This window comes from Seramator thermalis (genome assembly GCF_004138125.1).
Classification (GTDB): Bacteria; Bacteroidota; Bacteroidia; order Bacteroidales; family Dysgonomonadaceae; genus Seramator; species Seramator thermalis.
The window spans coordinates 1-25,889 of sequence record NZ_RXHS01000015.1 but is presented as its reverse complement, the minus strand read 5'-3'; the positions used below and the strand labels follow the sequence as shown (position 1 = coordinate 25,889).

The 25,889-nt window shown below is 41.7% G+C and carries 20 protein-coding genes and 1 tRNA gene; 11 read left to right on the top strand and 10 right to left on the bottom strand.

From position 1 onward, the window contains the following. Positions 1–4: 4 nt before the first annotated feature. Positions 5–241: an acyl carrier protein gene (locus EJN84_RS10335; RefSeq protein ID WP_101487653.1), complete on the bottom strand. Its 237-nt coding sequence runs from the start codon at positions 239–241 to the stop codon at positions 5–7. Positions 242–395: 154 nt separating this feature from the next. Between EJN84_RS10335 and purN the strand changes: the two genes are divergently transcribed. Further along, positions 396–989 carry a phosphoribosylglycinamide formyltransferase gene (purN, locus tag EJN84_RS10330; protein WP_129595351.1) on the top strand — a complete coding sequence of 198 codons (594 nt, stop codon included), beginning with the start codon at positions 396–398 and terminating at the stop codon, positions 987–989. A gap of 82 nt (positions 990–1,071) precedes the next feature. Next, a tRNA-Leu gene (locus tag EJN84_RS10325) sits at positions 1,072–1,153 on the top strand. Between the two features lie 38 nt (positions 1,154–1,191). Here EJN84_RS10325 and EJN84_RS10320 read toward each other — a convergent pair. After that, positions 1,192–2,640 carry an MATE family efflux transporter gene (locus tag EJN84_RS10320; protein ID WP_129595350.1) on the bottom strand — a complete coding sequence of 483 codons (1,449 nt, stop codon included), beginning with the start codon at positions 2,638–2,640 and terminating at the stop codon, positions 1,192–1,194. A 149-nt stretch (positions 2,641–2,789) separates the two neighbouring features. Here EJN84_RS10320 and EJN84_RS10315 point away from each other — a divergent pair, with 149 nt between their 5' ends. Beyond that, positions 2,790–4,676, top strand: a complete 1,887-nt coding sequence (locus tag EJN84_RS10315; RefSeq protein WP_129595349.1) for an AMP-dependent synthetase/ligase — start codon at positions 2,790–2,792, stop codon at positions 4,674–4,676. 206 nt (positions 4,677–4,882) lie between these two features. Here EJN84_RS10315 and feoB read toward each other — a convergent pair whose 3' ends face one another. Next, positions 4,883–7,393 (bottom strand): ferrous iron transport protein B, encoded by a 2,511-nt coding sequence (gene feoB, locus EJN84_RS10310; RefSeq protein ID WP_129595348.1) that lies wholly within the window; start codon positions 7,391–7,393, stop codon positions 4,883–4,885. 210 nt (positions 7,394–7,603) lie between these two features. Here feoB and dgt point away from each other — a divergent pair, with 210 nt between their 5' ends. The 3 genes from dgt (at position 7,604) to EJN84_RS10295 (ending at position 10,791) form a co-directional block, all read left to right on the top strand. Beyond that, a complete protein-coding gene (dgt, locus tag EJN84_RS10305) occupies positions 7,604–8,932 on the top strand; it encodes a dGTP triphosphohydrolase (RefSeq protein WP_129595379.1) in 1,329 nt (442 codons plus the stop codon). A 905-nt stretch (positions 8,933–9,837) separates the two neighbouring features. Continuing rightward, positions 9,838–10,245, top strand: a complete 408-nt coding sequence (locus EJN84_RS10300) for a hypothetical protein (RefSeq protein WP_129595347.1) — start codon at positions 9,838–9,840, stop codon at positions 10,243–10,245. An 18-nt stretch (positions 10,246–10,263) separates the two neighbouring features. Next, entirely contained in the window at positions 10,264–10,791 is a 528-nt protein-coding gene (locus tag EJN84_RS10295; protein WP_129595346.1) for a DUF4339 domain-containing protein, read from the top strand. Positions 10,792–10,848: 57 nt separating this feature from the next. Here EJN84_RS10295 and uvrA read toward each other — a convergent pair whose 3' ends face one another. Continuing rightward, positions 10,849–13,647, bottom strand: coding sequence for an excinuclease ABC subunit UvrA (uvrA, locus tag EJN84_RS10290; RefSeq protein WP_129595345.1), 2,799 nt, complete (start codon positions 13,645–13,647; stop codon positions 10,849–10,851). 238 nt (positions 13,648–13,885) lie between these two features. Between uvrA and EJN84_RS10285 the strand changes: the two genes are divergently transcribed. From EJN84_RS10285 to EJN84_RS10275, 3 genes are all read left to right on the top strand, one after another. Next, positions 13,886–15,961, top strand: a complete 2,076-nt coding sequence (locus EJN84_RS10285; protein ID WP_129595344.1) for a cation:proton antiporter — start codon at positions 13,886–13,888, stop codon at positions 15,959–15,961. A 16-nt stretch (positions 15,962–15,977) separates the two neighbouring features. Then, positions 15,978–17,513, top strand: coding sequence for a glycoside hydrolase family 10 protein (locus EJN84_RS10280; RefSeq protein ID WP_129595343.1), 1,536 nt, complete (start codon positions 15,978–15,980; stop codon positions 17,511–17,513). A gap of 179 nt (positions 17,514–17,692) precedes the next feature. Then, on the top strand, positions 17,693–18,457 hold the full coding sequence (locus tag EJN84_RS10275) for a DUF3575 domain-containing protein (protein ID WP_129595342.1): 765 nt from the start codon (positions 17,693–17,695) through the stop codon (positions 18,455–18,457). Positions 18,458–18,662: 205 nt separating this feature from the next. On the opposite strand, the gene EJN84_RS10270 is transcribed toward EJN84_RS10275, so the two are convergent. The 6 genes from EJN84_RS10270 to EJN84_RS10250 form a co-directional block, all read right to left on the bottom strand. After that, positions 18,663–18,956, bottom strand: a complete 294-nt coding sequence (locus tag EJN84_RS10270) for a nucleotidyltransferase domain-containing protein (RefSeq protein WP_101487644.1) — start codon at positions 18,954–18,956, stop codon at positions 18,663–18,665. Positions 18,957–19,109: 153 nt separating this feature from the next. Then, positions 19,110–19,355: a transposase gene (locus EJN84_RS12565; RefSeq protein WP_394343093.1), complete on the bottom strand. Its 246-nt coding sequence runs from the start codon at positions 19,353–19,355 to the stop codon at positions 19,110–19,112. 730 nt (positions 19,356–20,085) lie between these two features. Continuing rightward, complete coding sequence (locus EJN84_RS10265) at positions 20,086–20,469, bottom strand: DUF4377 domain-containing protein (RefSeq protein WP_101486862.1); 384 nt, start codon at positions 20,467–20,469, stop codon at positions 20,086–20,088. Between the two features lie 743 nt (positions 20,470–21,212). Further along, a complete protein-coding gene (locus EJN84_RS10260) occupies positions 21,213–21,455 on the bottom strand; it encodes a hypothetical protein (protein ID WP_129595341.1) in 243 nt (80 codons plus the stop codon). Positions 21,456–21,712: 257 nt separating this feature from the next. After that, positions 21,713–22,027, bottom strand: coding sequence for a transposase (locus tag EJN84_RS10255; RefSeq protein WP_129595340.1), 315 nt, complete (start codon positions 22,025–22,027; stop codon positions 21,713–21,715). 79 nt (positions 22,028–22,106) lie between these two features. Further along, positions 22,107–23,156 carry a BF3164 family lipoprotein gene (locus EJN84_RS10250; protein ID WP_129595339.1) on the bottom strand — a complete coding sequence of 350 codons (1,050 nt, stop codon included), beginning with the start codon at positions 23,154–23,156 and terminating at the stop codon, positions 22,107–22,109. A gap of 144 nt (positions 23,157–23,300) precedes the next feature. On the opposite strand from EJN84_RS10250, the gene EJN84_RS10245 reads away from it, so the two are divergent. Together EJN84_RS10245 and istA are read left to right on the top strand one after the other, a co-directional pair. Further along, positions 23,301–24,017 (top strand): IS4 family transposase, encoded by a 717-nt coding sequence (locus EJN84_RS10245; protein WP_129595338.1) that lies wholly within the window; start codon positions 23,301–23,303, stop codon positions 24,015–24,017. A gap of 399 nt (positions 24,018–24,416) precedes the next feature. Continuing rightward, the coding region (istA, locus tag EJN84_RS10240; RefSeq protein ID WP_238944001.1) for an IS21 family transposase at positions 24,417–25,889 on the top strand (1,473 nt) is incomplete at its 3' end.

Below are 25,889 nucleotides of genomic sequence, written 5' to 3'. Positions count from 1 at the left end.
TGGATTATTTCGCATGTTGTTCTACGTAAGCGATTGCATCGCCAACAGTAGAAATTTTTTCTGCTTGATCGTCGGGAATTGAGATGTTGAATTCTTTTTCGAATTCCATAATTAATTCCACAGTGTCAAGAGAATCTGCTCCAAGATCGTTGGTGAAGCTTGCATTTTCAGTTACTTCTGACTCTTCAACACCTAATTTGTCGACGATGATCGATTTTACTCTTTGTGATACTTCAGACATAATTTTGTTATTAATTAATGAATTAAAAATTTATGCTTAATTTTGTGAGTGCAAAGTAAGTCAAATTTTCTGGAAATGCGCAAACTTTTGTCCACTAAATTCGCAAAAAGTGCACATTTTTGATTTTTTTGTGCATAAAACGACTTTTTTTTCAATGGTTAGGATAGCTATTTTTGCTTCGGGAAACGGGTCAAATGCCGAAAATATTATTCGGTATTTTAAGAATCACCCTTCGATTGAAGTTGGAGTGGTAGTATCAAACAATCCACATGCTTATGTTCACGAACGGGCAAAAGCTTTTGGAATCGAATCGTTTTCTTTCTCCAAGTCGGAATTCGAAAAGGGTTGTTCGGTGTTGGAACTTCTCAGACGATATAATATCGATTTCATCGTTTTGGCCGGATTTATGTTGAAAATTCCTCCTTTGCTGCTCGATGCTTTTCCTCACAAAATTGTGAATATTCATCCGGCTCTTTTGCCGAAACACGGAGGAAAAGGTATGTACGGAGATCGGGTGCACCGGGCCGTGATAGAATCGGGTGAAACAGAATCAGGTATCACCATACATTATATAAATGAAAATTACGACGAGGGCGATATCATATTTCAGGCGACGTGTTTGCTGTCGCCGGAGGATACTTATCACGAAGTTGCCGAAAAGGTTCACAAACTCGAATATGAATTCTATCCTGCTGTGATCGAAAAGGTTATAACGCGTAGTTTTCATTTGGATGATGAAAATAAATGAAGGGAGCGATAATGTTTTTTTGTAGAATTTGCTCGATATTTAAGGTCGAATAAAATAAAGTGTTAACTTTGTATCTGCATTTGCGGCTGTGGCGTAATTGGTAGCCGCGCCAGACTTAGGATCTGGTGACGAAAGTCGTGGGGGTTCGAGTCCCTTCAGCCGCACATATCAATGCCTTCCTGATTTTTTCCGGGAGGTTTTTTTATGATGCATCGATTGATTGTTGCCTCTTATCATCCGATTTTTTATCGGCTTTTGTTTTTCTCAATACCTTGATGCCATATTCTTTTTCCATTTTCTTTGTCTGATGGATAAATGTAAAGAATGTGACTACAAATGCCACGACGTCAGCGGCGGGAAGACTACCGAAAACACCATCCAACCCAAAAACGGGTGGGAGCAGAAGCAGGAATGGCAATAAGAATATCAATTGTCGGGTAAGGGAAAGAAATACCGAAATTTTTGCTTTTCCTACAGATTGAAAAAAATTGGTGATAACCACTTGTGCTCCAACTAACGGAAATACGGCTGTGATAATTTGTAGTCCGCGAGTAGAAATCATTAGTAATTCTTCATCGGTGGTAAATAATCGGACTATATATGCCGGAATAATTTGGGAAAGCAGAAATCCTGTCGTAGTGATGGCCGCACCGCCTATGGCTGCATATTTTAACGTACGAAAGACGCGATCCATCTTGCCGGCGCCAAAGTTATACCCCACCAAAGGTTGCATACCCATCGTCAGTCCGATAACAATCATGATAAACAATGTGATGGCGCGATTGATGATTCCATAAGCTCCAACTGCCATCTCACCGCCGTATCTCATCAATTCGATATTGATTATGGAAACAATGAGGCTCGATGTGAGATTGATGAGAAACGGAGAAAGTCCGATGGCAAGCATCGCCGAAATAGTCTTGATAGAAAGTTTATGAGATTGTTTGGTGTAATGAATGAAGCTTTTTTTATTGAGAAAATGCGATAAAACCCATATCAGCCCTACTAGTTGTGATAGGACAGTGGCTAAAGCCGTGCCTTTCATACCCCACCCTAGAACGAATATGAATATAGGTGCAAGAATAATATTCACGATGACTGTTATGAATGACGAAAGCATTGCTTTTTGTGGATATCCGGTTACTCGCATTATGTTGTTGAGCGCAATAAACACAAAAACAACCGGAGTTCCAATCAAATATACCGACATGAAGTCGCGAGCATAGGGTAGCAACAGATCATTAGCCCCAAACAAGGTGAGGATTGGATCGAGAAAAATGTATGTGATGCTACACAACAATATTGAGTTTGCAGCATTCAGGATTGTAACATGGCCCAAAATACTTCGTGCTCCCGCTTCATCCCTCTCTCCGAGTCGAATTGAGGTAAGCGTGGCTCCACCCACTCCGATGAGGGTTGAAAAGGCAGCGAGAATGTTCATTATAGGAAAAGTTACGGCAAGCCCCGATAATGCAAGTGCTCCAATGCCGTGTCCTATAAATATACTGTCAACAATATGATAGAGGGAAGTAATGACCATTCCCAAAATGGCCGGAAGCGAGTATTGTACAAGTAGTTTTTTGATGTCGCCTTTGCCTAAAAGGTGAGGATCATTGGTGTTGTCTTGCCGGATTTTCCTTACAATATTCATAATAACAGACTGCAAAGATACCTATAACAAACGCCGAGTTCAAAAGGTTTACCAACAAAAAATGTGAAGAATAAAACTCGAATGTTTGCCGTCGTCATATAATTTCAAAAAAAATTGTAGTTTTGTCGAATATCATTTTTTCAAAAATTATGAGCCAAACGATTTTGCAAATGTTCGATGAGGCCGTTGCCAAATACGGAAATAATCCTTATTTGTATGAAGCGCGCAAGGGCGTAGATTATATTTCGATGACCTACAGCGAGGTGCATGAGAAGGTACGGCTTTTTGCTGGCGGACTTATTTCGATGGGTTTGCAACCGGAGGATCGTGTGGCATTGATTTCGGAAGGGAAAAATAATTGGGTGATCGGCGAATTGGGAATACTTTCGGCTGCTGCAACAAGCGTACCTCTTTCGGTGAAACTCGAAACGGAACAGGATATCACTTTTCGGATCAATCATTCGGAATGTTGTATGGTGCTTGCTTCCGATCAGCAGATTGCGAAATTGCGTCCTTTGAAAGACAAGCTACAAACCGTGAAACGGTATATTCTTCTCGATCCCGTTGATAAATTGGAATCGGACGAGATTTTCTTCGATGAGGTGGTTGAGGCCGGAAGAGAACATCTTCGGGAAAATCCGAATATAGTTAGGGAACGGGCAAAATTGGTAACCTCCGACACGCTGGCCAATATTTCCTATACTTCGGGCACCACCGCAAATCCGAAAGGTATCATGCTGTCGCACGGAAATTATACCTGCAATGTGGAGCAGTCGTTGGAACTGCTGCACGGGATCCCTTCGTATTACCGGACATTGCTCATCCTGCCATGGGATCACTCTTTCGGCCATACAGCCGGAATTTATATTTTTATGAAAAGTGGAGCTTCAGTAGCATCGGTTGCGATGGGGAAAACGGCTATGGAAGTGCTTCGAAATGTTCCGAAAAGTCTTCAGGCTGTCAACCCGCACATCCTTTTGAGTGTGCCTTCATTGGCTGCCAATTTCAGAAAAAGCATCGAAGCAGGAATCCAAAAAAAAGGAGCAACCACCGAAAAGCTTTTCAGAAGAGCTTTGAAACTTGCTTACGCATACAACAAGGAAGGATATAATAAGGGCGAAGGAGCGCCTTTTTGGCAAAAACCGATGCTTAAGTTCTACGACAAGCTCATCTTCTCGAAGGTGCGCGCATCGTTTGCCGGCAATATGGATTTCTTCATCGGAGGCGGTGCTTTGCTCGATATCGAATTGCAGCGTTTTTTTTATGCCATCGGCATTCCCATGTATCAGGGATATGGTTTGTCGGAAGCTACTCCAGTGATTTCGTCGAACACGCCGTACGAGCACAAAATGGGATCATCGGGCAAACCCGTGCCGCACATGGATATCAAAATAGTGGACGATGATTTTCATGAACTTCCTATCGGGGAGCGAGGCGAAATTGTCATTCGCGGAGGAAACGTAATGAAAGGCTACTGGAAAAATCCCGAAGCTACCAAAGAAACGATTGTGAATGGATGGTTGCGAACGGGCGATATGGGATATCTGGATGAAGACGGCTTCCTGTTTGTACTTGGACGCACCAAATCGCTGCTGATCGGGAGTGATGGCGAGAAGTTTTCGCCGGAGGGTATCGAAGAATCCATTATGGCTCAATCGCCATATATAGAGCAGATTGTGCTTTATAACAACCAAAGTCCTTATACTACGGCGCTTGTTGTTCCCAACGTCGAACAATTGAAGAAGATTACGCATGATCCGATTGAAGCTGCACGGATTATCGAAAATGAAATAGACCAATATCTGAAGGATGGAAAATTCGGTGGAATTTTTCCCGAACGCTGGATTCCGTCGGCCTTTGCCGTTTTGGAAGAACCTTTTACCGAGCATAACGGTATGGTGAATTCGACTTTGAAAATCGTGAAACACAAAGTTTACGAAAAATATGCCTCGCGCACTGCCTATTTATACACGGTAGAAGGCAAAAAACCTGATTCCGATAAAAATATCGAAGTATTGACGAAGTTGATGCGATAAACAGACGTGAAGCCGGAGTTTTATGCTTTCGTCTTTGTATCAGGTATTTTGCACATGGTGCATCCGTTGCAATAGGGGGAGTCTTTTTTCACGAAGAAAAATTTATAGATTTCGTATCCCAATTTTACTGCAACGGCTATGCCGATAATGAAAACAATAATCAACTGTATATCCATGCTACTAAAACAATTTTTTTTTCTGAAAGTTTATGACGCCACAAGCAATCCGATTTGATGCACCAGCAGGGCCACCATCCAAGCCAAGCCTGTGGAATAGAAAATGCTGAATGCAGCCCATTTCCACGAACCCGATTCTTCTTTGATAGCGGCAATGGTTGCGATGCACGGAAAATAAATGAGCACGAAGAGCAGAAATCCGATCACTACCAATGGAGTGAAAACAGGCCTACCGTCGGGATATGTTTCGGCCTTTAACCGCTCTTGCAATGAAGTCTGATTATCATCGTTGCCGGCGTAAAGAACGCCTAACGTGCTTACGACAATCTCTTTGGCTGCCATTCCCGAAAGCAGACTTACCGAAATTTTCCAATCGAATCCCAATGGGCGCATAACCGGTTCGATAAATTTGCCGATTTGTCCGATGAGCGAATTCTCCTGATGTTGGGTCATTCGGATATGTTCGATATCGGCAATCATCGTGTTTTTAGCTTGTTCATCGATGCGGTTTTGAGTAAAACTTCTTTTTACTGTTTCGATCTGTAGATCGAAAGCTGCCTCGCGCTGCATGTTTCGTGGAAAATAACCCAGAAACCAGATAACGATTGAAGCAAGAAGAATAGGCCCCCCCATTTTTTTAAGATATTGGTTCGACCTGTCCCACATGTGGATGATAATGGATTTGAGCGTGGGCATTCGATAGGGTGGAAGTTCCATTACAAATGGCGTATCCTCTTCCGTGAAAAGCGTTTTTCGGAAAAGACGTGCCGATAAAACAGCCAGCAAAATCCCGGTAACATATAATCCTAAAAGTACAAGACTCGCGTATTTACTGAAAAATATTCCGACGAAAACCAGATATACCGGCAAACGTGCGCTGCACGACATGAAAGGCACGATGAGCATCGTGATCATTCGGCTGCTTCGGCTTTCGATGGTTCGTGTGGACATAATGGCCGGCACATTGCATCCAAAGCCCATGATGAGCGGGATGAACGACTTGCCGTGCAATCCCATTTTGTGCATCACTTTATCCATGATGAAGGAAGCGCGAGACATGTATCCCGAATCTTCCATGAAAGCGATAAAAAGATAGAGAATCACAATATTCGGAAGGAAAACGATTACGCCCCCAACACCGCCGATAATTCCGTCCACAATGAGATCTTTCAATGGTCCGTCCGCCATATTCCTTCGCACGAAATTGCCGATTATTTCCACCAGCCATTCGATTCCCTGCATTGGATATTCTCCCAGTTTGAAGGTGGCCTCGAACATGATCCACATAAAGAGGAAAAACAGCGGAAATCCCAAGTATTTATTCGTAACAATCGCATCGATTTTGCGGGTAGTTTCCGAAAAATAACGCCTTTCGCTCAAAGTTTCCTCAAGGCCTCCGGCAATAAATCCGTATCGGGCATTGGTGAATGCCGATTCGGCATCCTCATGCAGTAATTTCTCTATATAGGCGCGTTCCTTATCGCGACGTGCGAAAATATTCTGATGATTGGGTAATTGGCGGATGATGCGTTCGATTTCGCTATCTCCCTCAAGCAGTTTGATGCAAATATATCGCAAGGGAAGTCTGAAAGGAGTGATATCGATGTGCTGAAACTCTCGTTCCATAATTTCGATGGCACGTTCCAATACTCTTCCGTAGGGGATGTGGGGATGAGATGCATTTTGCTGTTGGGTTGAGGCAAAAAAACGAATCACTTCGTTGAGCAGTTGAGGAATTCCAAGTCCCTTTTTACCAACGGTGGGAATGATTGGTGTCCCGATCATTGTGGCTAGCGACCTGTAGTCGAATTTCCGACCACTTTGTTCGAGTTCGTCGTACATGTTGAGCGCAATCACCATTGGCACTTCCATATCGATCAATTCGGTGGTGAGATACAGACTTCGTTCGATTGCCGATGCAGCTACCACATTGATGACAATGTCGGGTTGTTCTTCCACGATATATCTTCTCACATACAATTCTTCGGGCGTGTAGCCGGCAAGCGAATACGTTCCCGGCAAATCTACCAATGTGAAAGTATATCCCTGATGGTGCAGTGTGCCCTCTTTGGCATCTACCGTTACTCCGCTATAGTTGCCCACATGTTCGTGTGCTCCCGAGACCAAATTGAAGATAGACGTTTTTCCGCTGTTGGGATTGCCTACCAGGGCAACTTTAATGTTTTTGGGCACTTTATGCTGCCGATTTTCCTGGATAATCGATTCGGATGATTCGCCGGTGCGGGATGTAAAGCCTTCGTCCGTATCGATTTCCGCATCCGATTGCCATTGTTTTTTCTTTTGCTCAACTTCCTCCCGGAGCATGGTTGTTTCGATCATGACCGCTTCGCTTCTGCGAAGCGAAACCTCATAATCCATGATTTCGTATTTGATAGGATCTTTGAGTGGGGCATTAAGAATCGCCTTGACTTCTTGCCCACGAACAAATCCCATTTCCTGCAGACGCTTTCGGAATGCACCATTCCCATTAACCTTCAGAATGTATGCTGTTTCTCCCGTATGTAGTTCGGAAAGACGCATCTATTATATATGATTTATGTGTGGTTAATCTCTTTTGTTATTTCGAAATGCAAAGTTGCATATTTTTTCCGAGAATCATTCCCTGTTTGATCAATTATTTATAATTAGTTTAAATAACGCAGCGGCTAAACAAGTAGATAGAAAGCTGTTTCGAAAGTATTATTCACCAATTAAATGTCGTATATTTGCGACAATGAAGAAAACAACACGATGAATTGGGAGCAGCTATTATCCACTAAGCGTTTCGGCATGGAATCGTACCACGACGAAAAGACGCATGATCGCACGGAATATCAGCGCGATTATGATCGATTGATTTTTTCGTCGCCATTTCGTCGCCTTCAAAACAAAACACAGGTTTTCCCCTTGCCGGGTAGTATTTTTGTGCACAACAGATTGACGCACAGTTTGGAGGTTTCGAGCGTAGGACGTTCGTTGGGCGAAATTGTAGGTCGAGAATTGCGCCGAAGATATCCCGATTCGCCTGCACATTTCGAAGAAATTGCTTCGATTGTTTCGGCTGCCTGTTTGGCTCACGATTTGGGAAACCCTCCTTTTGGCCATTCGGGAGAGCAGGCGATATCCACATTTTTTTCGGAAGGAAAAGGAAAGTCATTGCAAGCGCAAATCGAAAAGGAAGGTAGCCGTTGGTCGGATTTCACGTGTTTCGAAGGCAATGCCAACGCTTTGCGTTTACTCATTCATCAGTTCAGAGGACGGCGAGAAGGGGGATTTGCCCTCACTTATTCTACCATAGCATCCATAGTTAAATATCCTTTTTCGTCGGAACTGAGTGGCGGAAAAAACAAATTCGGTTTTTTTGCTTCCGAAGAATCCGATTATAGCACTATTGCCGGCGATCTTGGCATTGCAACAGTGAATGAACAGCCGCTTAAATTTGCACGTTTCCCGTTGGTTTTTCTGGTGGAAGCGGCTGACGATATTTGTTATCAGGTGATGGACATCGAGGATGCCCACAAACTGCATTTGGTAACTACCGAGAAGGCGATCGAATTGTTTCTGAATTTTTTTGATGAGCCTCGCAAAGAAAGGCGAATGCAGACGCTGGCTCGCGTGAGCGACGTCAACGAGCAGATTGCATATTTGCGGGCAAGCGTTATCGGCGAATTGGTGAATGAGTGTGTGGATGTTTTTCTCGAAAATGAACATTTATTGCTATCCGGCGAATTCGAAGGCTCTCTTATTAAGCGGATCTCATCAAAAACCAAAGAGGCTTATGCCGAATGTTCGCAATTTGCCGTCTCGTCCATCTACCGATCGAAAGAGGTATTGGACGTCGAAATTGCCGGATATCGAATCATCGGCTTTTTGCTTGAAAAATTTATCGATGCTGCACTCACTCCGAATCATGCCTATTCGCGTATTTTGCTTGACCGCATACCGGAACAATACGAAACTGCTGCCTCATCACTGTATGGAAAAATTCAGGCCATGGTGGATTATGTTTCCGGTATGACCGATGTTTATGCTCTCGATTTATATCGTAAAATTACGGGTATGGGTTTGCCTGCAATTTAGCCACGCAACTTACAAAATGATATATTTCGAAAAAAATTTATTTTTTATTGAAATTATTTGCTGCGTTTTTATTTCTTTTTTATATTTGCATCGTGGTTTTTTCATAATAGTATTAGATTTAAGGTTAACAAGTTTGGCAGAATGTCGTGAGACATCCTGCCAATGTTTTTTAAATGCTTGTGAATCAATTTACAGGCAATAAAGAGTTACCGGTAAAAATACGTGTCATCACATCAATATTGGTCAATCTAAATGGGAAGGGCTCATTGCCGGTTACTGAAATCTATTAGATCCGGAGGTGGGATGGTAGAAAGCAACAACTTACTGTTTTTCAGCTTCAAGTTTGAAAAATTTTCTTTTTGGAGTTTGTACAAGGTCAACAAGAGCGAAGTACGACGCAAATACGACGCAAATACGGCGATAGTCCCATTCGAACAATTGATAATTTGGAAGAAGTGGAGAAGTAGAGAAATGGGAATTACGAATTGCGAATTACAGAGAATCATTGAATCGGGGAATTATCCATTGTGCATTATCAATTATCCATTGATTTTTTTGAACCTTAGTGGCTAATATTTGCCACGAAGACACTAAGACGCGAAGTTAGATTTTTGCAATTAAAGTGTAGTATCATACATAACCCCTGCACTGCCTGCAGGCAGCACTTGTCCCCTTATCTTAAGGGGACAGTTTATGAGGGGAATTGAGAATTGATAAGGATAATGGAAAAGGAAGAGCGGAATTTGAGTAATAAATATTGAAATAAGCGAGCCATCTGTAATTTATGAAGTAACCTTTATTTTTATCTACCCACACTATTTCAAAAAGAACCTTGAAAAATAATCCGAATATTTCCTCTTTGGCTTTTAAAACTTTTTTAAATTTGTAAACTTATTCGCATTCTTATGAAAAGATTATTATTGCTTTTTTCCCTCATATCGCTGCCATATTTGATTTCTTTTTGGGGATGTACTTCCAAAAACAGGGAGCTTAACCATAAGCTGAACGAAATGGCTTCGAATCTGAATGGTTCAACGCCTGTGATGCTCGATCGCTTCACGCGTTTTGACAGCGCTTCTGTGACAAAGGATAACGAATTTTGTTATTATTATACTATTTTGAATACCACGAATGCCGATTCGCTTTTCAGAGAACTGAAACAGACTATTTCTGAAAATATTCGTTCACAAGTGGCATCAAGTCCCGATTTGCGCATATTCCGGGATAATGATGTTACGCTTCGATATTTTTATAGGGATTCCCTACAAAATGTCGTTCACGATATAACGGTTACTCCTGCTCAATATAAATAACAATTAATATAACGTATTATGAATCATTACTTTTATATCGACATCGATGGCAAACAAAAGGGAACCTACACACCCGAAGAGCTTCGAAATGAACATATCCGCAAGGAAACGCTTGTGTGGACGCAGGGCATGACACAATGGATGCGTGCCGACGAGGTGGCCGAGCTGCAATCTCTGTTTGCAGAGCAGGGTTATCCCGCGACAAATACAGTGCAGGAAACTACGGCAGCACCGGCGTACCAACAACCCGTTAATTCGAATTCTGAAGGAGGAAAGGAGTCGAACAATGCTCCGGTAATGAAAGTGAAGGATTGGATCATCACTTACCTGATTATGCTCGTTCCGGTTGTCAATATTGTTTTTCTGTTTATTTGGGCATTCAGCGAAGGCAACCATAATCCGAATAAGGTGAGTTGGGCAAAAGCATCACTGCTGTGGTCCGCCATTATCTTGGTTCTTTATTTTATTTTGTTTTTTGTGGTATTGGGCGCAGGTTTATTTTCGCTATCGGATTTCGAATCGGGCTCCAATACGTTTAGTTTTTGACAAGGATTTCCCGAATCCGATCAAATTTCTTGGTAGTACGTAGCTTGTGTTTTCCGATCATTTTATCGACAGTTTCTCTTTGAGAAACTGACCGGTATATGATTCGGGGCAGGAGGCAACTCTTTCGGGCGTTCCCTCACAAACGATATAACCTCCGGCCTTTCCGCCTTCGGGGCCGATGTCGATGATATGGTCGGCACATTTGATCACTTCCATGTTGTGTTCGATGACGAGCACGGTATGGCCACGTTCGATAAGTGCATTGAAAGCACGAAGCAGCGTTTTTATGTCGTGAAAGTGCAAGCCGGTTGTCGGTTCATCGAAGATAAATAGAGTTGCCTCACTTTTTTCTTCCCCGAGGTAATAGGCAAGTTTCACACGCTGATTTTCGCCACCCGATAAAGTTGACGACGATTGTCCCAGCTTAATATATCCGAGTCCGACATCTTGCAGCGGCTTCAATCGTTTTACGATTTTCTTTTCGGTAGCCCCTTTTTGTGCGCCAAAAAATTCGATAGCCTGATTTACGGTCATTTCCAGCACATCGTAGATGTTAACGCCATGATATTCCACATCGAGCACTTCCTGCGAAAATCGTTTTCCGTGGCACGATTCACATTCGAGCTTGATATCGGCCATGAACTGCATTTCTACGGTAATAGTGCCTTCTCCTTTGCATTCTTCGCACCGCCCGCCTTCGACGTTGAAAGAAAAATAGGCCGGCGAAAAATTCATCTGTTTTGCAAGAGGCTGTGCGGCGAATAGTTTTCGGATTTCGTCGTAGGCTTTGATATAAGTTACGGGATTCGACCGTGAAGAACGTCCGATGGGATTTTGATCGACGTATTCAACATTTTTAATTAGCCTCAAATCGCCGCCGATTCCGTTAAATTCTACATTCTCGAGTGATGTCCCCTTGTAATGATATTGCAAGGCATTATATAACACATCGTTTACGAGCGACGATTTTCCCGAACCGCTGACGCCGGTAACGACGGTCATTACATTCAGTGGAAATTTAACGGTAATATTTTTCAAATTGTTTTGACGTGCGCCACGCACTTCGATGTAGTTGTTCCATTTGCGACGATTGTGTGGCACTTCGATTTGCTCTTCACCAGTCAGATATTTCACGGTGTAGCTGTCGGTGTTTCGTTCGATTTCCGATACTTTTCCCTGATACATTATTTCACCCCCCAATCGTCCGGCTCGGGGCCCGATATCAATGATGTAATCGGCTGCGCGAATGATTTCTTCGTCGTGCTCAACCACGACTACGGTATTGCCCAATTGTTGCAAATCGCGCAATACGTTGATCAGCAGATGAGTATCCCGTGAGTGCAATCCGATGCTCGGCTCGTCGAGAATATAGAGTGATCCCACCAGGCTGCTGCCCAGTGACGAAGCCAAATTGATGCGTTGGCTTTCGCCACCCGACAGGGTATTGGAAAGACGATTGAGCGTGAGGTAACCTAATCCTACGTCGATTAAAAACTGCAGACGATTGTGAATCTCCGTCAGCAATCGTTCCGCAATAGCTTTGTCGGTATCACTCAATTCGAGATGGTTGAAAAATTCCTTTAGTTCGGTTACCGGCATGAGTACCAAATCGGCAATGGAATGACCGCCCACTTTCACGTAAAGCGCTTCGGGCTTAAGTCGCGAACCTTTGCACACGGGACAATCGGTTTTCCCCCGATAGCGGGCCAGCATGACGCGATATTGTATCTTGTAAAGATTCTGCTCGAGCATTTCGAAAAAATCGTTGATGCCATAGATGCCCAAGTCGTGCCGACCATTCCACAGGATGTCCTTCTCGCTATCGGTGAGGTCATAATATGCCCTGTGAATCGGAAAATCGGCCTTGTAGGCATTGCGGACGAATTCTTTCTGCCACTCGCTCATTTTTTCGCCTTTCCAGCATTGCACGCATTCTTCCTGAACCGAAAGGCTTTTGTCGGGAATCACCAGATTTTCGTCGATGCCGATTACCTTACCAAAGCCTTCACACTTGGGGCAGGCCCCGATCGGGCTGTTGAAATTGAACATCAAATCGGTAGGCTCTTCGAACGTCATGCCATCCGCTTCGAAGCGATTGGAAAAGACGAACGATTCGATGCCGTTTTCGGTCCAAAATCGGACTACACATTCACCATTGCCTTCAAGAAATGCAGTTTCTACCGAATCGGAAAGCCGGTTGACGGTTGCTTTGTCCGATGAGCACGAAAGTCGATCGATAACCAATAAAATATCTTCTTTGGAAGGTAATTCCTTTTGCGCGAGAAGCTCGTCAATACGATAAAACTGTTCTCCGACATCTACGCGCGAAAAGCCTTCTTTCATCAGGATTTCGAGTTGTTCGGCAAGCGTTCGGTTGTTGTGCAACTGAATGGGCGAGAGAACTGCCATTCGCGTTCCCGGGCGATATTCGAGCATTTTGTCCACAACGTCGGAAACGAAATGTCTTTTGACTTCGACACCGGAAACCGGTGAGATTGTTTTCCCGATGCGTGCAAAAAGGAGTCGGAGATATTCGTAAATTTCTGTTGAAGTGCCAACAGTAGATCGCGGGTTTCGGGTGGTAACTTTTTGTTCGATGGCAATTGCCGGCGGAATGCCGTGAATATAGTCGCATTCGGGTTTGTTCATTCGTCCGAGAAACTGTCGGGCATAAGCCGAGAGACTTTCTACATAACGTCGTTGACCTTCTGCATAAAGAGTATCGAAAGCGAGCGAAGATTTTCCGGAACCCGAAAGGCCGGTAATAACGGTGAGTGTATTGCGAGGGATGTTTACGTCAATATTTTTGAGGTTGTTGACGCGTGCACCTTTTATTTCGATTTGATTGGAATTCATAAGCTGCGAAAATAACTTGCAAAAGTAATGATTTTTTATCAAATACGGTTTTGAGCTGTTTATTCGGTTAATTCTAAAGTTGAATAAAGGAGGCAATTTTGTTTTTGTCTGTTTTGGTGACTTTTAAAGAAGCATCTTTCGGGATGAAAACAAAAAAATAATTATTTTTGTGAACATGTTAAGCAGATTTTCCTTTTATACTTTTATAGATTATAATCGCCACAAATTTTGATTGGATATGGGAACAATATTACTAAGCAGTTTTTCGCATGAATTTTCATTACCATTATCCAATCCTGTTATTGTGTTTCTGGTTTTGTTGACCATTGTTTTGTTAGTAACCATCATTTTAAACCGGATACGCGTACCGAGTATTATCGGATTGATTTTCGCGGGTATCATTATCGGCCCATTCGGATTAAATTTAATATCCAACGATGCAACTATGCAGATGTTTTCGACTATCGGCCTGATGTATATCATGTTTACGGCAGGATTGGAGTTGGATTTTAACGATTTCAGAATACATCAAAACAAAAGTCTTCTTTTTGGGGCGCTAACTTTTATGTTTCCTCTTTTGATCGGCTATCCGGTATGCAGATTTGGTTTGGGATACGAGTCTTTGACCAGTTTTCTCACGGCCAGCATGTTTTCCACACATACGTTATTGTCCTATCCTATCGTTAGTCGGATGGGAGTTTCCAAAAATCAGGCGGTTGCCATCACCGTTGGAGGGACTATTTTTACGGATGTCGTAGTTTTAATTATTCTGACAATTGTCACCACCGGAGGACAGAGCGGGTTACCATTTTCTTTTTGGCTGCGATTGATTGTTTCACTCGCGGTTTTCTCGGTAATTGTTTTTTTATTTATTCCGAAGCTTGCCCGATGGTTTTTTCAAAAAATCGGAGACGATAAATATTCTCATTATATTTTCGTTCTTTTCATACTTTTTCTTTGTGGCTTTTTGGCTGAAATGGGAGGTTTGGAGGCCATTATCGGAGCGTTTGCTGCCGGTCTTGCATTGAATCAACTTATACCTCACTCTTCTGCTTTGATGAATCGAATCGATTTTTTCGGCAATGCATTGTTCATCCCTATCTTTCTTATTTCGGTAGGCATGATCGTGAATCTGAGTGTTGTAATGGATGGATGGAACACAATCAAGGTGGCTCTGGTATTAACATTGGTGGCGCTTATCGGTAAGTATGTCGCGGCTTTTTTTACTCAAAAAATATTTCATTATTCGGCCTCCCAGCGTAACCTGATTTTCGGACTGAGCAGCTCTCATGCTGCAGCCACCCTGGCTATTATTATTACGGGTTTTCATGCCGGAATATTGGATGATTACATACTCAACGGAACCATTATCTTGATTTTGCTAACATGTGTCGTGTCTTCGGTAGTAACACAAAAAGCGGCTCGCGAGATTGCATTGCAACAAAATAATGGTCAGCTTACGAAATCATTTATGGGGACATTTGCGCAGGAGAAAATATTGGTTTCCATTGCCAATCCTCCCAATATAGGGCATTTAATCGATTTTGCTTTTTTTATCAAGGATAAAAAGTCGGAAAATCCCATTTCGTTACTCGGAGTTGTGTCTAATAATATCGAAGCTGAAAAAAATATCATCAATTTTAGAAGAGAATTGCAGGAATCGGTTAATTCGGCAATTGCGGCCGAATTAAAAGTGGACATCATTACAACAATTGATCATAATATTCCTGACGGCATTGTGCGAACAGCTCGCGAAACAATGGCCGATATTGTGTTTATGGGTTGGCCGGGTAAGATGGGACTGTTCGAAAGATGGATTGGAGACAAAGTAGAAACGACAATAAAGAAGCTCGATAAAAACTTGTTTATTTGTCATTTGGAAAAACCGTTAATAACCCATAATCGGATTGTGGTAATTTCCCCACCGCTTGCCGAAAGAGAATACGGGTTTGAAGTGTGGGTCAATAAAATCGCAACTTTATCACAAGAACTTTCGGCACCTGTTCTTCACCTCGGACACCCCAATACGCACAAAATAATATCGAACCAGAAAAACATTAAAAATTTGTTTACTTTTCAGACATTTACCGATTGGGCCGATCCGCTGGAATGCAAGAGTTTCATAAAGCCGGATGATTTGCTTATCGTGGTATCCGCTCATCCGGGCTATATATCTTATCTCTCCATTTTAGACGATTTACCAACACGTCTCGAGAATAATTTTCCCAATTATAATAGAGTGGTAATCTATCCTCAGCAATATACGCCCGAGCATTTGCTGGATGACGAGCATCCTATTTTCACTCCCGTTTAATCGTAATTTCATTGCAATGAATTCAATACGTACCGTTTTTAGATTTGTCGTTATCTTCGTTTTCCTGGCCTTTATCTCCGCTTGCGGGTCAAAAAAGCCCACTCTCGTTCGTGTGGCCGATCCAACTCCCAAAAGAGAATTTCGAGGCACGTGGATTCAAACAGTAGGCCAGACTCGATATCAACAGATGAACAGCGCGGCCATGAAGCAATATATCGCCGACATGGTTCGCAGACTGGATGAGGCCGGTATCAATGCCGTAATTTTTCAGGTGAGACCGGAGGCCGATGCTTTTTACAAATCGAATCTCGAGCCGTGGAGCCGATTCCTTACCGGACGTCAGGGACAAGCACCCGACGATCCTTCTTTCGACCCTCTTGCCGTGATGATCGAAGAGTGCCACAAGCGAGGGATGGAGCTTCATGCATGGCTTAATCCTTATCGTGTGAAAACGAGCATGAGCACACAACTTGCGCCCAATCATATTTATTGGAAATATCCCGAACGATTTATTCAATATGGCACGCAATTGTTTTTCGATCCAGGTTTGCCCGAAAACAGGGCTTTCATCTGCGATGTTGTGCGCGACATCGTTTCGCGCTATAATGTAGATGCCATTCACATGGATGACTACTTTTATCCATATCCTATTGCCGGACAGCCGTTTCCGGACGATCGAAGTTTCTCGATGTATGCGGCCAAGCAAGGATTTTCGGCTACTCAGCGCGATGATTGGCGCAGGAACAATGTGAATTTATTGATTCAAGAAATAAAATACGCGATTGCCGCCACTAAGCCTTGGGTGCGATTTGGCGTAAGTCCGTTTGGAATTTACCGCAACAAAAAAAGTACCCCCGACGGTTCGGGAAGCGAAACCAACGGCTTACAGAATTACGATGATCTTTATGCTGACGTCAAACTTTGGGCAGAAAAAGGATGGATCGACTACAACATGCCCCAACTTTATTGGGAAATTGGACATCGGGCGGCCGATTATACCACTTTGCTTCATTGGTGGAATGCAAACAACAGTGGCAAACAATTATACATCGGGCAGGACTTAAAGCGAAGCATGGACAAAAACGAATTACCAACCAAAATTCGTCAATCGCGTGAAATGTCGTTTGTAAACGGGAATTGCTATTGGTATGGATATTTGATATTGGATAATGCCGATGGGGTAACAAGTTTGTTGAAAACCGAAATACATCGAGCCAAAGCGCTGTTGCCGGCTTATACACACATGTTCGACGGGAAACCCAAAAAAGTGAAAAACCTGAAAGAAGTTTACACCGAAGACATGCACTTTTTGGCTTGGGATCGCGAAAATGACCCCACCAATCCCGAAAAGGCTAAGAATTATGTCGTTTATCGCTTTCGCGATGGCGAAAAGGTCGATATCCGTCGGGCCGAAAATATCGTGAAAGTGACCCCTGATAATTTTTATTTATTTCCTTACGAAGGAGGGAAGAAAAAATACACTTACGTGGTGACGGCTCTGGATGCTTTTAACAATGAGTCGGGAGCAAAAAAAATAAAAATAAAACTATAATAAACATAAAATTCAGGTCTGAAATTTCCCCCAAGTTCGACGAAAGAAATATTTGTAATACGTTAATTATTAAATATCATACTTATTTCTACTCTATGCGATAAATAAATGCTAATTTATTTTTTTGTTGAGAAAAATTATATAAATTTGCTTCGGATTAAAACTAAATTCGAGGCCTTATGAAAAGAAGTATTGTCCTGGGGCTAACGATATTTCTGTCGTTTTCCCTGTTTTCGCAGAACAGCACGTCACTCAAACCTGATTATTTGTCTTACGGTTTTCTGGATGGCCAAACTATCGTTAAGTTCAATTTGTTGGGAGCGGCCGTTAGAAATTATTCCTTTTATGCCGAACGAATCCTCAGTAAAAGAGTTAGTGTGCTTTTGAGTTACAATGTCATGCCAAAGGGAGGAGTGCCCTATATCGGGCAATTCACCGATGATGAATCTGCAAAAAGCATTCGATTGGGAACATTTTCGTTTACTCCCGAAGTTCGTTTTTATTTGGCATCAGGCTATGGGGGCGGATTTTATATAGCGCCCTATTACCGATACGAACGATTTACACTTTATCAACTTTCGACGACTTTTACCGATGACAATGATGACGAACGCACTATTGATGTGGATGGCTCACTCAATACCCATAGTGGTGGAATCCTACTGGGATGTCAGTGGTTGGTGGGCTCCAAAAAGAACATTGTCCTGGATTGGTCTATTCTGGGCGTTCATGGCGGGAAAAGTTCGGGTGATTTTACGGGCATAACGGACGAAACTATTTCGCCAGAAGATCAACAAACACTAAAACAGGACATTGAAGATGGGCTGGAAGATATTCCAATGATTAAAAGCGAGGTAAGCGTAGACGAACATTCTGCAAATATAAAGATCGATGGTCCGTGGGCTTTCATTCGCGGTTCTTTCTCGGTAGGTTATCGGTTCTGATTTCGTATAAGCTCGCGCCGATTCGGCAAAGAATTAACCGATTGGGTTTAGCCATTGCAAGTATGTCGTTACCCATCGAGTTGGAGGCATCTTGAAGGTTTAATGATAATTTTTTGACTCGCATTCAGGAGAAGAAAACAATGATGCCCTCACTTGTGCGATAACGACATTTGATTCATTTAACGACGAGTCAAAAGAATCAAGATTAACGTGATATGGCGATCCGATTGGCTTTTTTTCGATAAAAGGTTTTTCCGTATTTGTCTATTTCATTGCCTATTGAAGTTCCCTTTTGTTGATCGTAATTCAATACATCCACGTTGTAAAGCAATCCCAGATCGTCGATTCGAGATGAAATCTCCAATATTTCGTCGAAAGTGATGTTCGAACCGATTATAGCCAAATCGATATCCGATCCCTCACGATAATTTCCCGTGGCTCTCGATCCGAAAATAAGGACTTCTTCCACATTCGGGAAATTGTCGAAAACGGACTGGATATCACGTCGTCAGCTATCCTTTCAGAATTATTGAACGAGTGGAAAAAAAGGGATGCTTTTATTCTTATTTCTTCTCATGATCTTAATCAATTGATCAAGATATCCGATACACTGACTGTTATAGAAAACAATACGGCTTACATGAAATCCGAATCATTGCCTGCTATCGGACAAGAAATACAAAAGGAAGCCCGTTCCAAAGTAAAAACAATCTTCAACACAGAGACCCATAGTTAATATGTGACGCTCCGTTTCAACCTCTCCCGGATGTTTTTCCGGCTCAATTATCCTTTTGGCATCTTCACTCAGTGACCGGACTCCATTTCCGGGGAAATCGGATTCCCCTTTCTGTCGGAACTCTTTCCGCCAAAGATATAACAGAAAGGGGGCTATACCCAATTCCTGCGCAAGCAACCGGTGATCATGTGCGTCAAGTTACGCAAGAACCTGGTCAAGGAAAAGATACTTGAAATGGGTGCCTTCGCTAGCAGGTCTGAGGGGATGAGGATCGATGCGGGAACCAGTATCTACCAATACCCCCTCTATTCCTTATCTTCACTCTCATGATGTTCATCTTTAATACTATTCTGATTATGAATTAGATAGATTAGAGCCAATACTCCCAATATAAACAGTATGATTAAAGATAAGTAAAGAGTATCAAACAATGAATAAATCAAAGTTGATGCTATTATAGCAAAAATAAATATCAACAGATATATTTTCGTAGTTTTATTCGATGTTTGTCTTCCTTTAGACTTACGTGTTACGAAATATACAATAAACGGAGGAATCAAAGAGATTGCTAACCAAATAATAGAATAGAGAATATTATTCATAATATCAACACATTATTTCTGATGCCGCCCAAAATCCGACAGATACTAAGGCCCCCCACCAAGGTCCGGCCGCCATTCCTACTCAGAGGTATGGGATGTGTACAACATGACAAGAGGCGTGGAGGCTGTATTCAGATGTTTAAAAACCGATTTAAAAGTACGTCCAATCCACCATCAAAAGGATGAATACATAGAGCCACATATTTAGCTCGGAATAATGGCATACCAAATTGTCAACTACATCAGGAAAGGATTAAAAGAAGACAACATAAATTACAGCCGGACTACGATCATTGAAAAAATGAAAAATCTGTTGTAAAAAGAGGAACTTCCGAATCCTTTTTTTCTTTTGATATGATTTTTATAAGAGTATAATAGTGATTAGATTGGTCTGGTCCTGGATCCTTAATTTTTTTTACGCTCACTTCAACTACATATTCGTTCCCTCTTTCATGGTGGAAATTTGCAATCTCTGCATGCATCATTTCCCATGTGTCACTTCCATTTCTTTTTACCCAATATGCATTTCCATCACTTTTTACAACTATTTCTGATGCAATTACAAGTACTTCATTGTAAGATTCAAACTCATCATCAGTACATGAAGTAAAGAGAGAAAGCATTGCGAATGCACTTATAAAAAAACCTAATAATAATAATTTACTTGCTTTCATTGTTCAGTAGTTTTAAATTCATAACTTGGTTCCCTGATCTATTACAGTGGGGTAAATACCATAACGGGCACTTAATTCAAATAGGATCTTCCGTTCTTTAATTGCTGCTAATGCAACCTCTGCTTTAAAGACGGCTGAATCTTTTCTTCTTGATTTGTATTACGTAGGTCAGCGGGGTTACCCCCGCTTTCCCCTTTAAGAACTGTACGTGCGAGTTTCCCCGCATACGGTTCAAGTGTTACAAAATTTAATTCTCACGAAATTAAACCGGTTCGTTGACTTTTACAAGCCTCTGTCCGATAAAGTTACACGTTACGTGAGAGCAAACCGCAGTCTTGCAGACTGCCTTTTTCCAAAATATTCATACCTCTTGGCATCAAATGGATTTGCATCCATTTTGATTTTCAAATGGCGGGTGATTGGATATGTCAGCCGGTTTCCTTAAAGTAAAGGTTTTCCGGCTTCCGTTTTCTGCAACCGTTTCGGTAAATACCCACTTCCGGTTATCTTCGGTGTGGAAATATTTATCCATTACCTGTCAAGTTTCACAAAGTTGTTTGTGAAAACTTGGACTTTTATTCGGATGCAAATATAAAATTTTGTTTTTAAATATGAAAGGATTTTGTTTAGAAATTTAATGTTTTAACACGAACCATGGTTCGGCTTTGCTCACCACAGGTTTTTCGACGGCCCGAAAAGGAGTTTTACGCCCTGTTCTTTTTCTCACTCCGCCATGTCTTCCATCAAGCGAACGCAGGCAAATAGGTCACATCCACGTGAAGACAGCCCGGTTCATATTCCTTAAACTTTTCGGCTTTTTCCCTTTCCTGCCGGCGGAACCCGATTGACATGGTTTCTATAAAATGTTCTATAAACGGAACTTCTTGCAATTTGCGGATTATAGACGAAAAGCATCCCCCATACTTCATCCAAAGGTAACGGGGTAGTTTTCCTGATGAAGACGGCCAAACTTTCTTCCGGTTCATTTAAAGCATATGCGATCTGATGAGGACGTGGGCTTTTGTCTTTACACGTTTCCCTATGGTAGCAGGAGAAGTATGAAAGGTTTGGGCTAATTGAAAATTTGTCAAAGAACTTTCTTTAATTTGGCGTGTATATTTGTGATATAATTCCAAACCATGATCAGACGGTTCGAGATAGATTTTTTCGTATTTGATGTTTCGCCGGAATCTTTCAATGAAGATATTATCGATCGCTCCTCTTTTACCGTCCATGCTGAACTTTAAACCCGGGGACAACGATCGCTCGTGGAGATGATGCCTAAAGCTTTTTTTAATATGTCACGTTCTGTTTCAGCCTCTTTGAGACGCCTTTCCAACTCTACAACCCTTCCGGCTTCTTCTCCTTCACGAGAACGGACTCCATTGCCGGGAAAACTGTTTTCCCCTCGCTCTTGGTACTTTTTGCGCCGGCGATACAATAGTGTGGGTGATATGCCCAATTCGAGTGCGAGCCCGGAAACATTCTTCCGCTCGAGACTTAGTTTGACAGCATTATCTTTAAATGTCTTGTCATAATGTGTTCTTTGTTGTCTCATACCTTGACAAAAATAAGCTTTTTATGCTTAACTTTTTGTCCCGGCAAAGTTAGTAATTCCAGACTATTAGAAGATACTATTACAAATCGATCTCAAATTCGATTAAAGTCGGTTCCGGCAGGTTAGAAATAGCATATATTCTTTTATTGTTTGAAAGAACAGCCATATTATTAATTGAGGCATCAAGACGATAGTGTATGACAGGGTTTCCTTCCCAATCGAAAACATAGATATTTTGGGCTTCAAAAGCCTTTTCCCCTAACTTAGAAATTGTTTTGCCGGAATATAACGAATAGATATACTTGTCTGTTGCATAGATGTCCCTGAATGCGCAGATACCATCTTTGGTTATAGGACTTGACATTCCTCCTCCTTCATTTTGTACTGTAAATTGGGGATAATCATAAACTAATAAAAACTCCTGATTGATCGAGTTCTCTTTTATATTGTAAATGCCTAAGATAGTCCCATATAAAGAAGCATATACAAGCTTATCTCTATCCATATTGATGGCAAGTGATCCTTGATAACCGAGAGCAATATTTCTGTGATCGATTGTTTTCGTCTCTTTATCAGTTGGAAAATCCATAAATAATCCAATATCTTTTCCATCCGAATCGATTAATTTAAACATGTTTGACTCATATTGCCCGAATCCTATATAGTTGTTGTATTTTGTAGGAATAACTATCGAATTGGATATAGAGTTAAAAGAAATCATTTTTTCGTAAGATATTGTTCCATTCATTAACGAATCAATACGTATTTTTTTTAGGGAATTATCTAACAGATCGTATGACAGAAAGTCAATATGGGAATGATAGATCAAAGAATAAGGGTGTAGAAATTCGTTCGGACCCTGTCCTTTCACGCCGAGATTATTGATATATTTATTATTTTTTATATCAAATACATGGAACATTCGTTCGTTATTATAGTCTAAAGTAATCAAAATAGAATCAATAATAAGCATTTTTCCGGAACTACCAATCAGGTAGTCTTCGTCATAAATTATCTTTTTATGTTGGAGGGATATATTGTGTTTAAATATTTCATTTATTGTATTATGACTTTTTGAGCATGACAATAACCCCAGAAAGATTAATAAATAGGTTGTAATTTTTTTCATCTGCTTATACTGCTGGTGCGTTAATTTTCAAAATATTTTTGTAAGTAATTAATATTAAATACATTATAAGCGATTTTTGATTTTACGACTTGATTTGAAAAGTAATAATTTTGCAGTTTTTAATTATCTAAACTCAAAATTATTATGTATTCAGGCAAATATGTATTTTCACAAGTGTTGGAGTTTGTGAGCAAATATGAATTCAACAAATGCGTCAAGCGTTACAAGGGGGATTACCACATTCATGAACTCGATTGCTGGAATCACTTTGTACAACTTTTTTTCGGACAGTTAACCTCTTTGGAATCGCTTCGCTCAATCTGTCTGTGTCTAAAAGCGCACAAAGGCAAACTTTATCACTTGGGCATGAAGAAATACGTTGCCCACACAACGCTTTCGCGAGCCAACGAGCAGCGTGACTGGCGGATTTTTGCCGATTTCGGCAATTACCTCATACGCCTTGTCCGTCCTCTTTATGCCGACTCTCCTGTACCGGGCATTGATATTGACAACGAGATATTTGCGTTGGACTCAACGACCATATCCATAAGCATCAATCTTTTTACTTGGGCAGAAGGCAAATATTCACGCGGTGCCATAAAAATGCACACACTGCTCGATTTGCGTGGCAGTATACCGGAATTTATCCTGATTACCGACGGTAAATATCACGACAGCAATGCGTTGGATGAAATTCCGTTTTATGCAGATGCCATTTACCTGATGGACAAGGCTTATGTCGATTTTGAGGCATTATATCGAATAAACAGCGCCGGAGCATTTTTCGTTACCCGTGCAAAATCAACCTTGTGCTATAGCATCGTAGAACAAAACTTTAATATCGACCAAGCAACTGGATAATCCGGAGCATGCCCACCCACTTTTCGGACAAAATCCGGTGATTTAATAAGATAGAAAATTCTTCGATAATCAACCATTTTGTCACATATCCCATATAAATGGCTTACATATTGTAAAAAAAGAGAGCAAAAAAAGGGAATACAAGGCGTCGAGCTAACGATTCCGGCGCATATGCACCCAACAATGCAAGGTAGTGGAAAAATACATACTTTTCCGGAGCATATGCACCCATTTTCCCGAGTATAACATGCTTATAAAAAGTATATTACGTTTTTTCTTTTTCCCTTTTCAGCTCCGTGCCGATTCCGGCGCATACCCACCCGCTTGTTGATTCTTTTTCATAAGATTGTGTGATATTTCAATTAATCACATAATCGTATGGCAGGAATAATAATTAACATGAGTAAGGTAAAACAAGTACTTCGCTTGCACGCACAAGGGGTTTCGAACCGAAAGATAGCCGGCGATTTGGGGTTATACAAGAGGACAGTCAATACCTATGTGCGTAAGATTAAAGAGCAAGAATCCGGCATTGAAGAGCTATTGGCTCTGGATGAACCGGTTTTGGAGAGTAAGCTTTTCGCCGGCAATCCCGCTTACAAGCAGGATCGTTTCGAAGAGTTTAAGGGCATGATTTCTTACTGGGAAGAAGAGCTCAAAAAACCGCATGTGACACGCTATCTACTTTGGGAGGAATACAGGGAAAGCCATCCGGATGGTTACGGTTATTCCCAGTTCTGTTTTCATTTAGGACAGATTATCAAAGCACGCAAACCGGGAAGCATATTGCAGCACCATGCGGGTGAAAAACTATTTGTGGATTTTGCCGGAGACACTGTCTCGTATATCAACCGAGAGAGTGGAGAAGTAATACAAACGCAGGTGTTTGTAGCCTGTCTCCCATATTCAGACTATGCTTTTGTGATGGCCGTTCCCTCGCAAAGCACCGATGATTTTCTTTATGCTCTTTCCTGTTGTTTAAAACATCTGGGAGGCTCTCCCAAAATAGTAGTTACAGACAATCTGAAGGCTTCGGTGATTAAAACAGACCGGTATGAACCCGAACTGAACAGGGTGATGGATGATTTTGCCAATCATTACGGATTCGCAGTTTTGCCCGCTCGAGTGAGAAAACCTCAGGACAAGGCCTCTGTTGAAAACGAGGTAAAAATTGTGTACAGGCGCGTTTATGCCAAGCTTCGCCATCATACCTTCTTTTCTCTTGAAGAGATAAACCGGGCTTTAGCCGATAAAACGCGTGAACACAATCAAACTCGTCAGCAGCAAAAGGGATATTGTCGGGAAGAGAAGTTTCTGGCAGAAGAAAAACCTTTATTGAAAGCACTTCCGGAAAAAGATTTTGAGATAAAATATTATGCGAAACTCAGGGTAGCTCAAAACAACTGCATCTATCTTGCCCGTGACAAACATTATTATTCCGTTCCTTATCCGCATATCGGGGAAGAGGCGGATGTCATCTATACCCGAAGTTTGGTTCGCATTTATATCCGGGGAGTATATGTGGCTACCCACCTACGCACTATCGGATTTGGATATACTGTCGTCAAAGCGCATATGGGTTCCGGCCACAACTTCTATCATGACCGTAGCCCTGAGTTCTATATCAGGCAAGCGGGGAAACACTCTGAGCTGTTGGCTGAGCTGTTTGCCGTTATTTTTGAAAGGGCAGAGATACCCGAGGTGCAGTATAAAAGATGCGATGGACTGTTAAGCCTTCAACGAAAGACAGATCCGGTAATTTTTGAGCGGGTATGCCGCTATGCGCTGGACAACGATATTCTGACCTATCAATCCATCAAAAGGGTAATGGATACTAAAGCGTATATGCTTAACGGGGAAGAAGAAAAGCAG

What these genes read in the sequence shown, in the direction of transcription:
- EJN84_RS10285 (WP_129595344.1), top strand. Translation starts at nt 13,886, where the DNA reads ATGGGAACAATATTACTAAGCAGTTTTTCGCATGAATTTTCATTACCA.
- EJN84_RS10260 (WP_129595341.1), bottom strand. Translation starts at nt 21,455, where the DNA reads ATGAACCGGAAGAAAGTTTGGCCGTCTTCATCAGGAAAACTACCCCGT.
- EJN84_RS10265 (WP_101486862.1), bottom strand. Translation starts at nt 20,469, where the DNA reads ATGAAAGCAAGTAAATTATTATTATTAGGTTTTTTTATAAGTGCATTC.
- dgt (WP_129595379.1), top strand. Translation starts at nt 7,604, where the DNA reads ATGAATTGGGAGCAGCTATTATCCACTAAGCGTTTCGGCATGGAATCG.
- purN (WP_129595351.1), top strand. Translation starts at nt 396, where the DNA reads ATGGTTAGGATAGCTATTTTTGCTTCGGGAAACGGGTCAAATGCCGAA.
- EJN84_RS10320 (WP_129595350.1), bottom strand. Translation starts at nt 2,640, where the DNA reads ATGAATATTGTAAGGAAAATCCGGCAAGACAACACCAATGATCCTCAC.
- feoB (WP_129595348.1), bottom strand. Translation starts at nt 7,393, where the DNA reads ATGCGTCTTTCCGAACTACATACGGGAGAAACAGCATACATTCTGAAG.
- EJN84_RS10250 (WP_129595339.1), bottom strand. Translation starts at nt 23,156, where the DNA reads ATGAAAAAAATTACAACCTATTTATTAATCTTTCTGGGGTTATTGTCA.
- EJN84_RS10295 (WP_129595346.1), top strand. Translation starts at nt 10,264, where the DNA reads ATGAATCATTACTTTTATATCGACATCGATGGCAAACAAAAGGGAACC.
- uvrA (WP_129595345.1), bottom strand. Translation starts at nt 13,647, where the DNA reads ATGAATTCCAATCAAATCGAAATAAAAGGTGCACGCGTCAACAACCTC.
- EJN84_RS10255 (WP_129595340.1), bottom strand. Translation starts at nt 22,027, where the DNA reads ATGAGACAACAAAGAACACATTATGACAAGACATTTAAAGATAATGCT.
- EJN84_RS10245 (WP_129595338.1), top strand. Translation starts at nt 23,301, where the DNA reads ATGTATTCAGGCAAATATGTATTTTCACAAGTGTTGGAGTTTGTGAGC.
- EJN84_RS10275 (WP_129595342.1), top strand. Translation starts at nt 17,693, where the DNA reads ATGAAAAGAAGTATTGTCCTGGGGCTAACGATATTTCTGTCGTTTTCC.
- EJN84_RS10335 (WP_101487653.1), bottom strand. Translation starts at nt 241, where the DNA reads ATGTCTGAAGTATCACAAAGAGTAAAATCGATCATCGTCGACAAATTA.
- EJN84_RS10280 (WP_129595343.1), top strand. Translation starts at nt 15,978, where the DNA reads ATGAATTCAATACGTACCGTTTTTAGATTTGTCGTTATCTTCGTTTTC.
- EJN84_RS10315 (WP_129595349.1), top strand. Translation starts at nt 2,790, where the DNA reads ATGAGCCAAACGATTTTGCAAATGTTCGATGAGGCCGTTGCCAAATAC.
- EJN84_RS10300 (WP_129595347.1), top strand. Translation starts at nt 9,838, where the DNA reads ATGAAAAGATTATTATTGCTTTTTTCCCTCATATCGCTGCCATATTTG.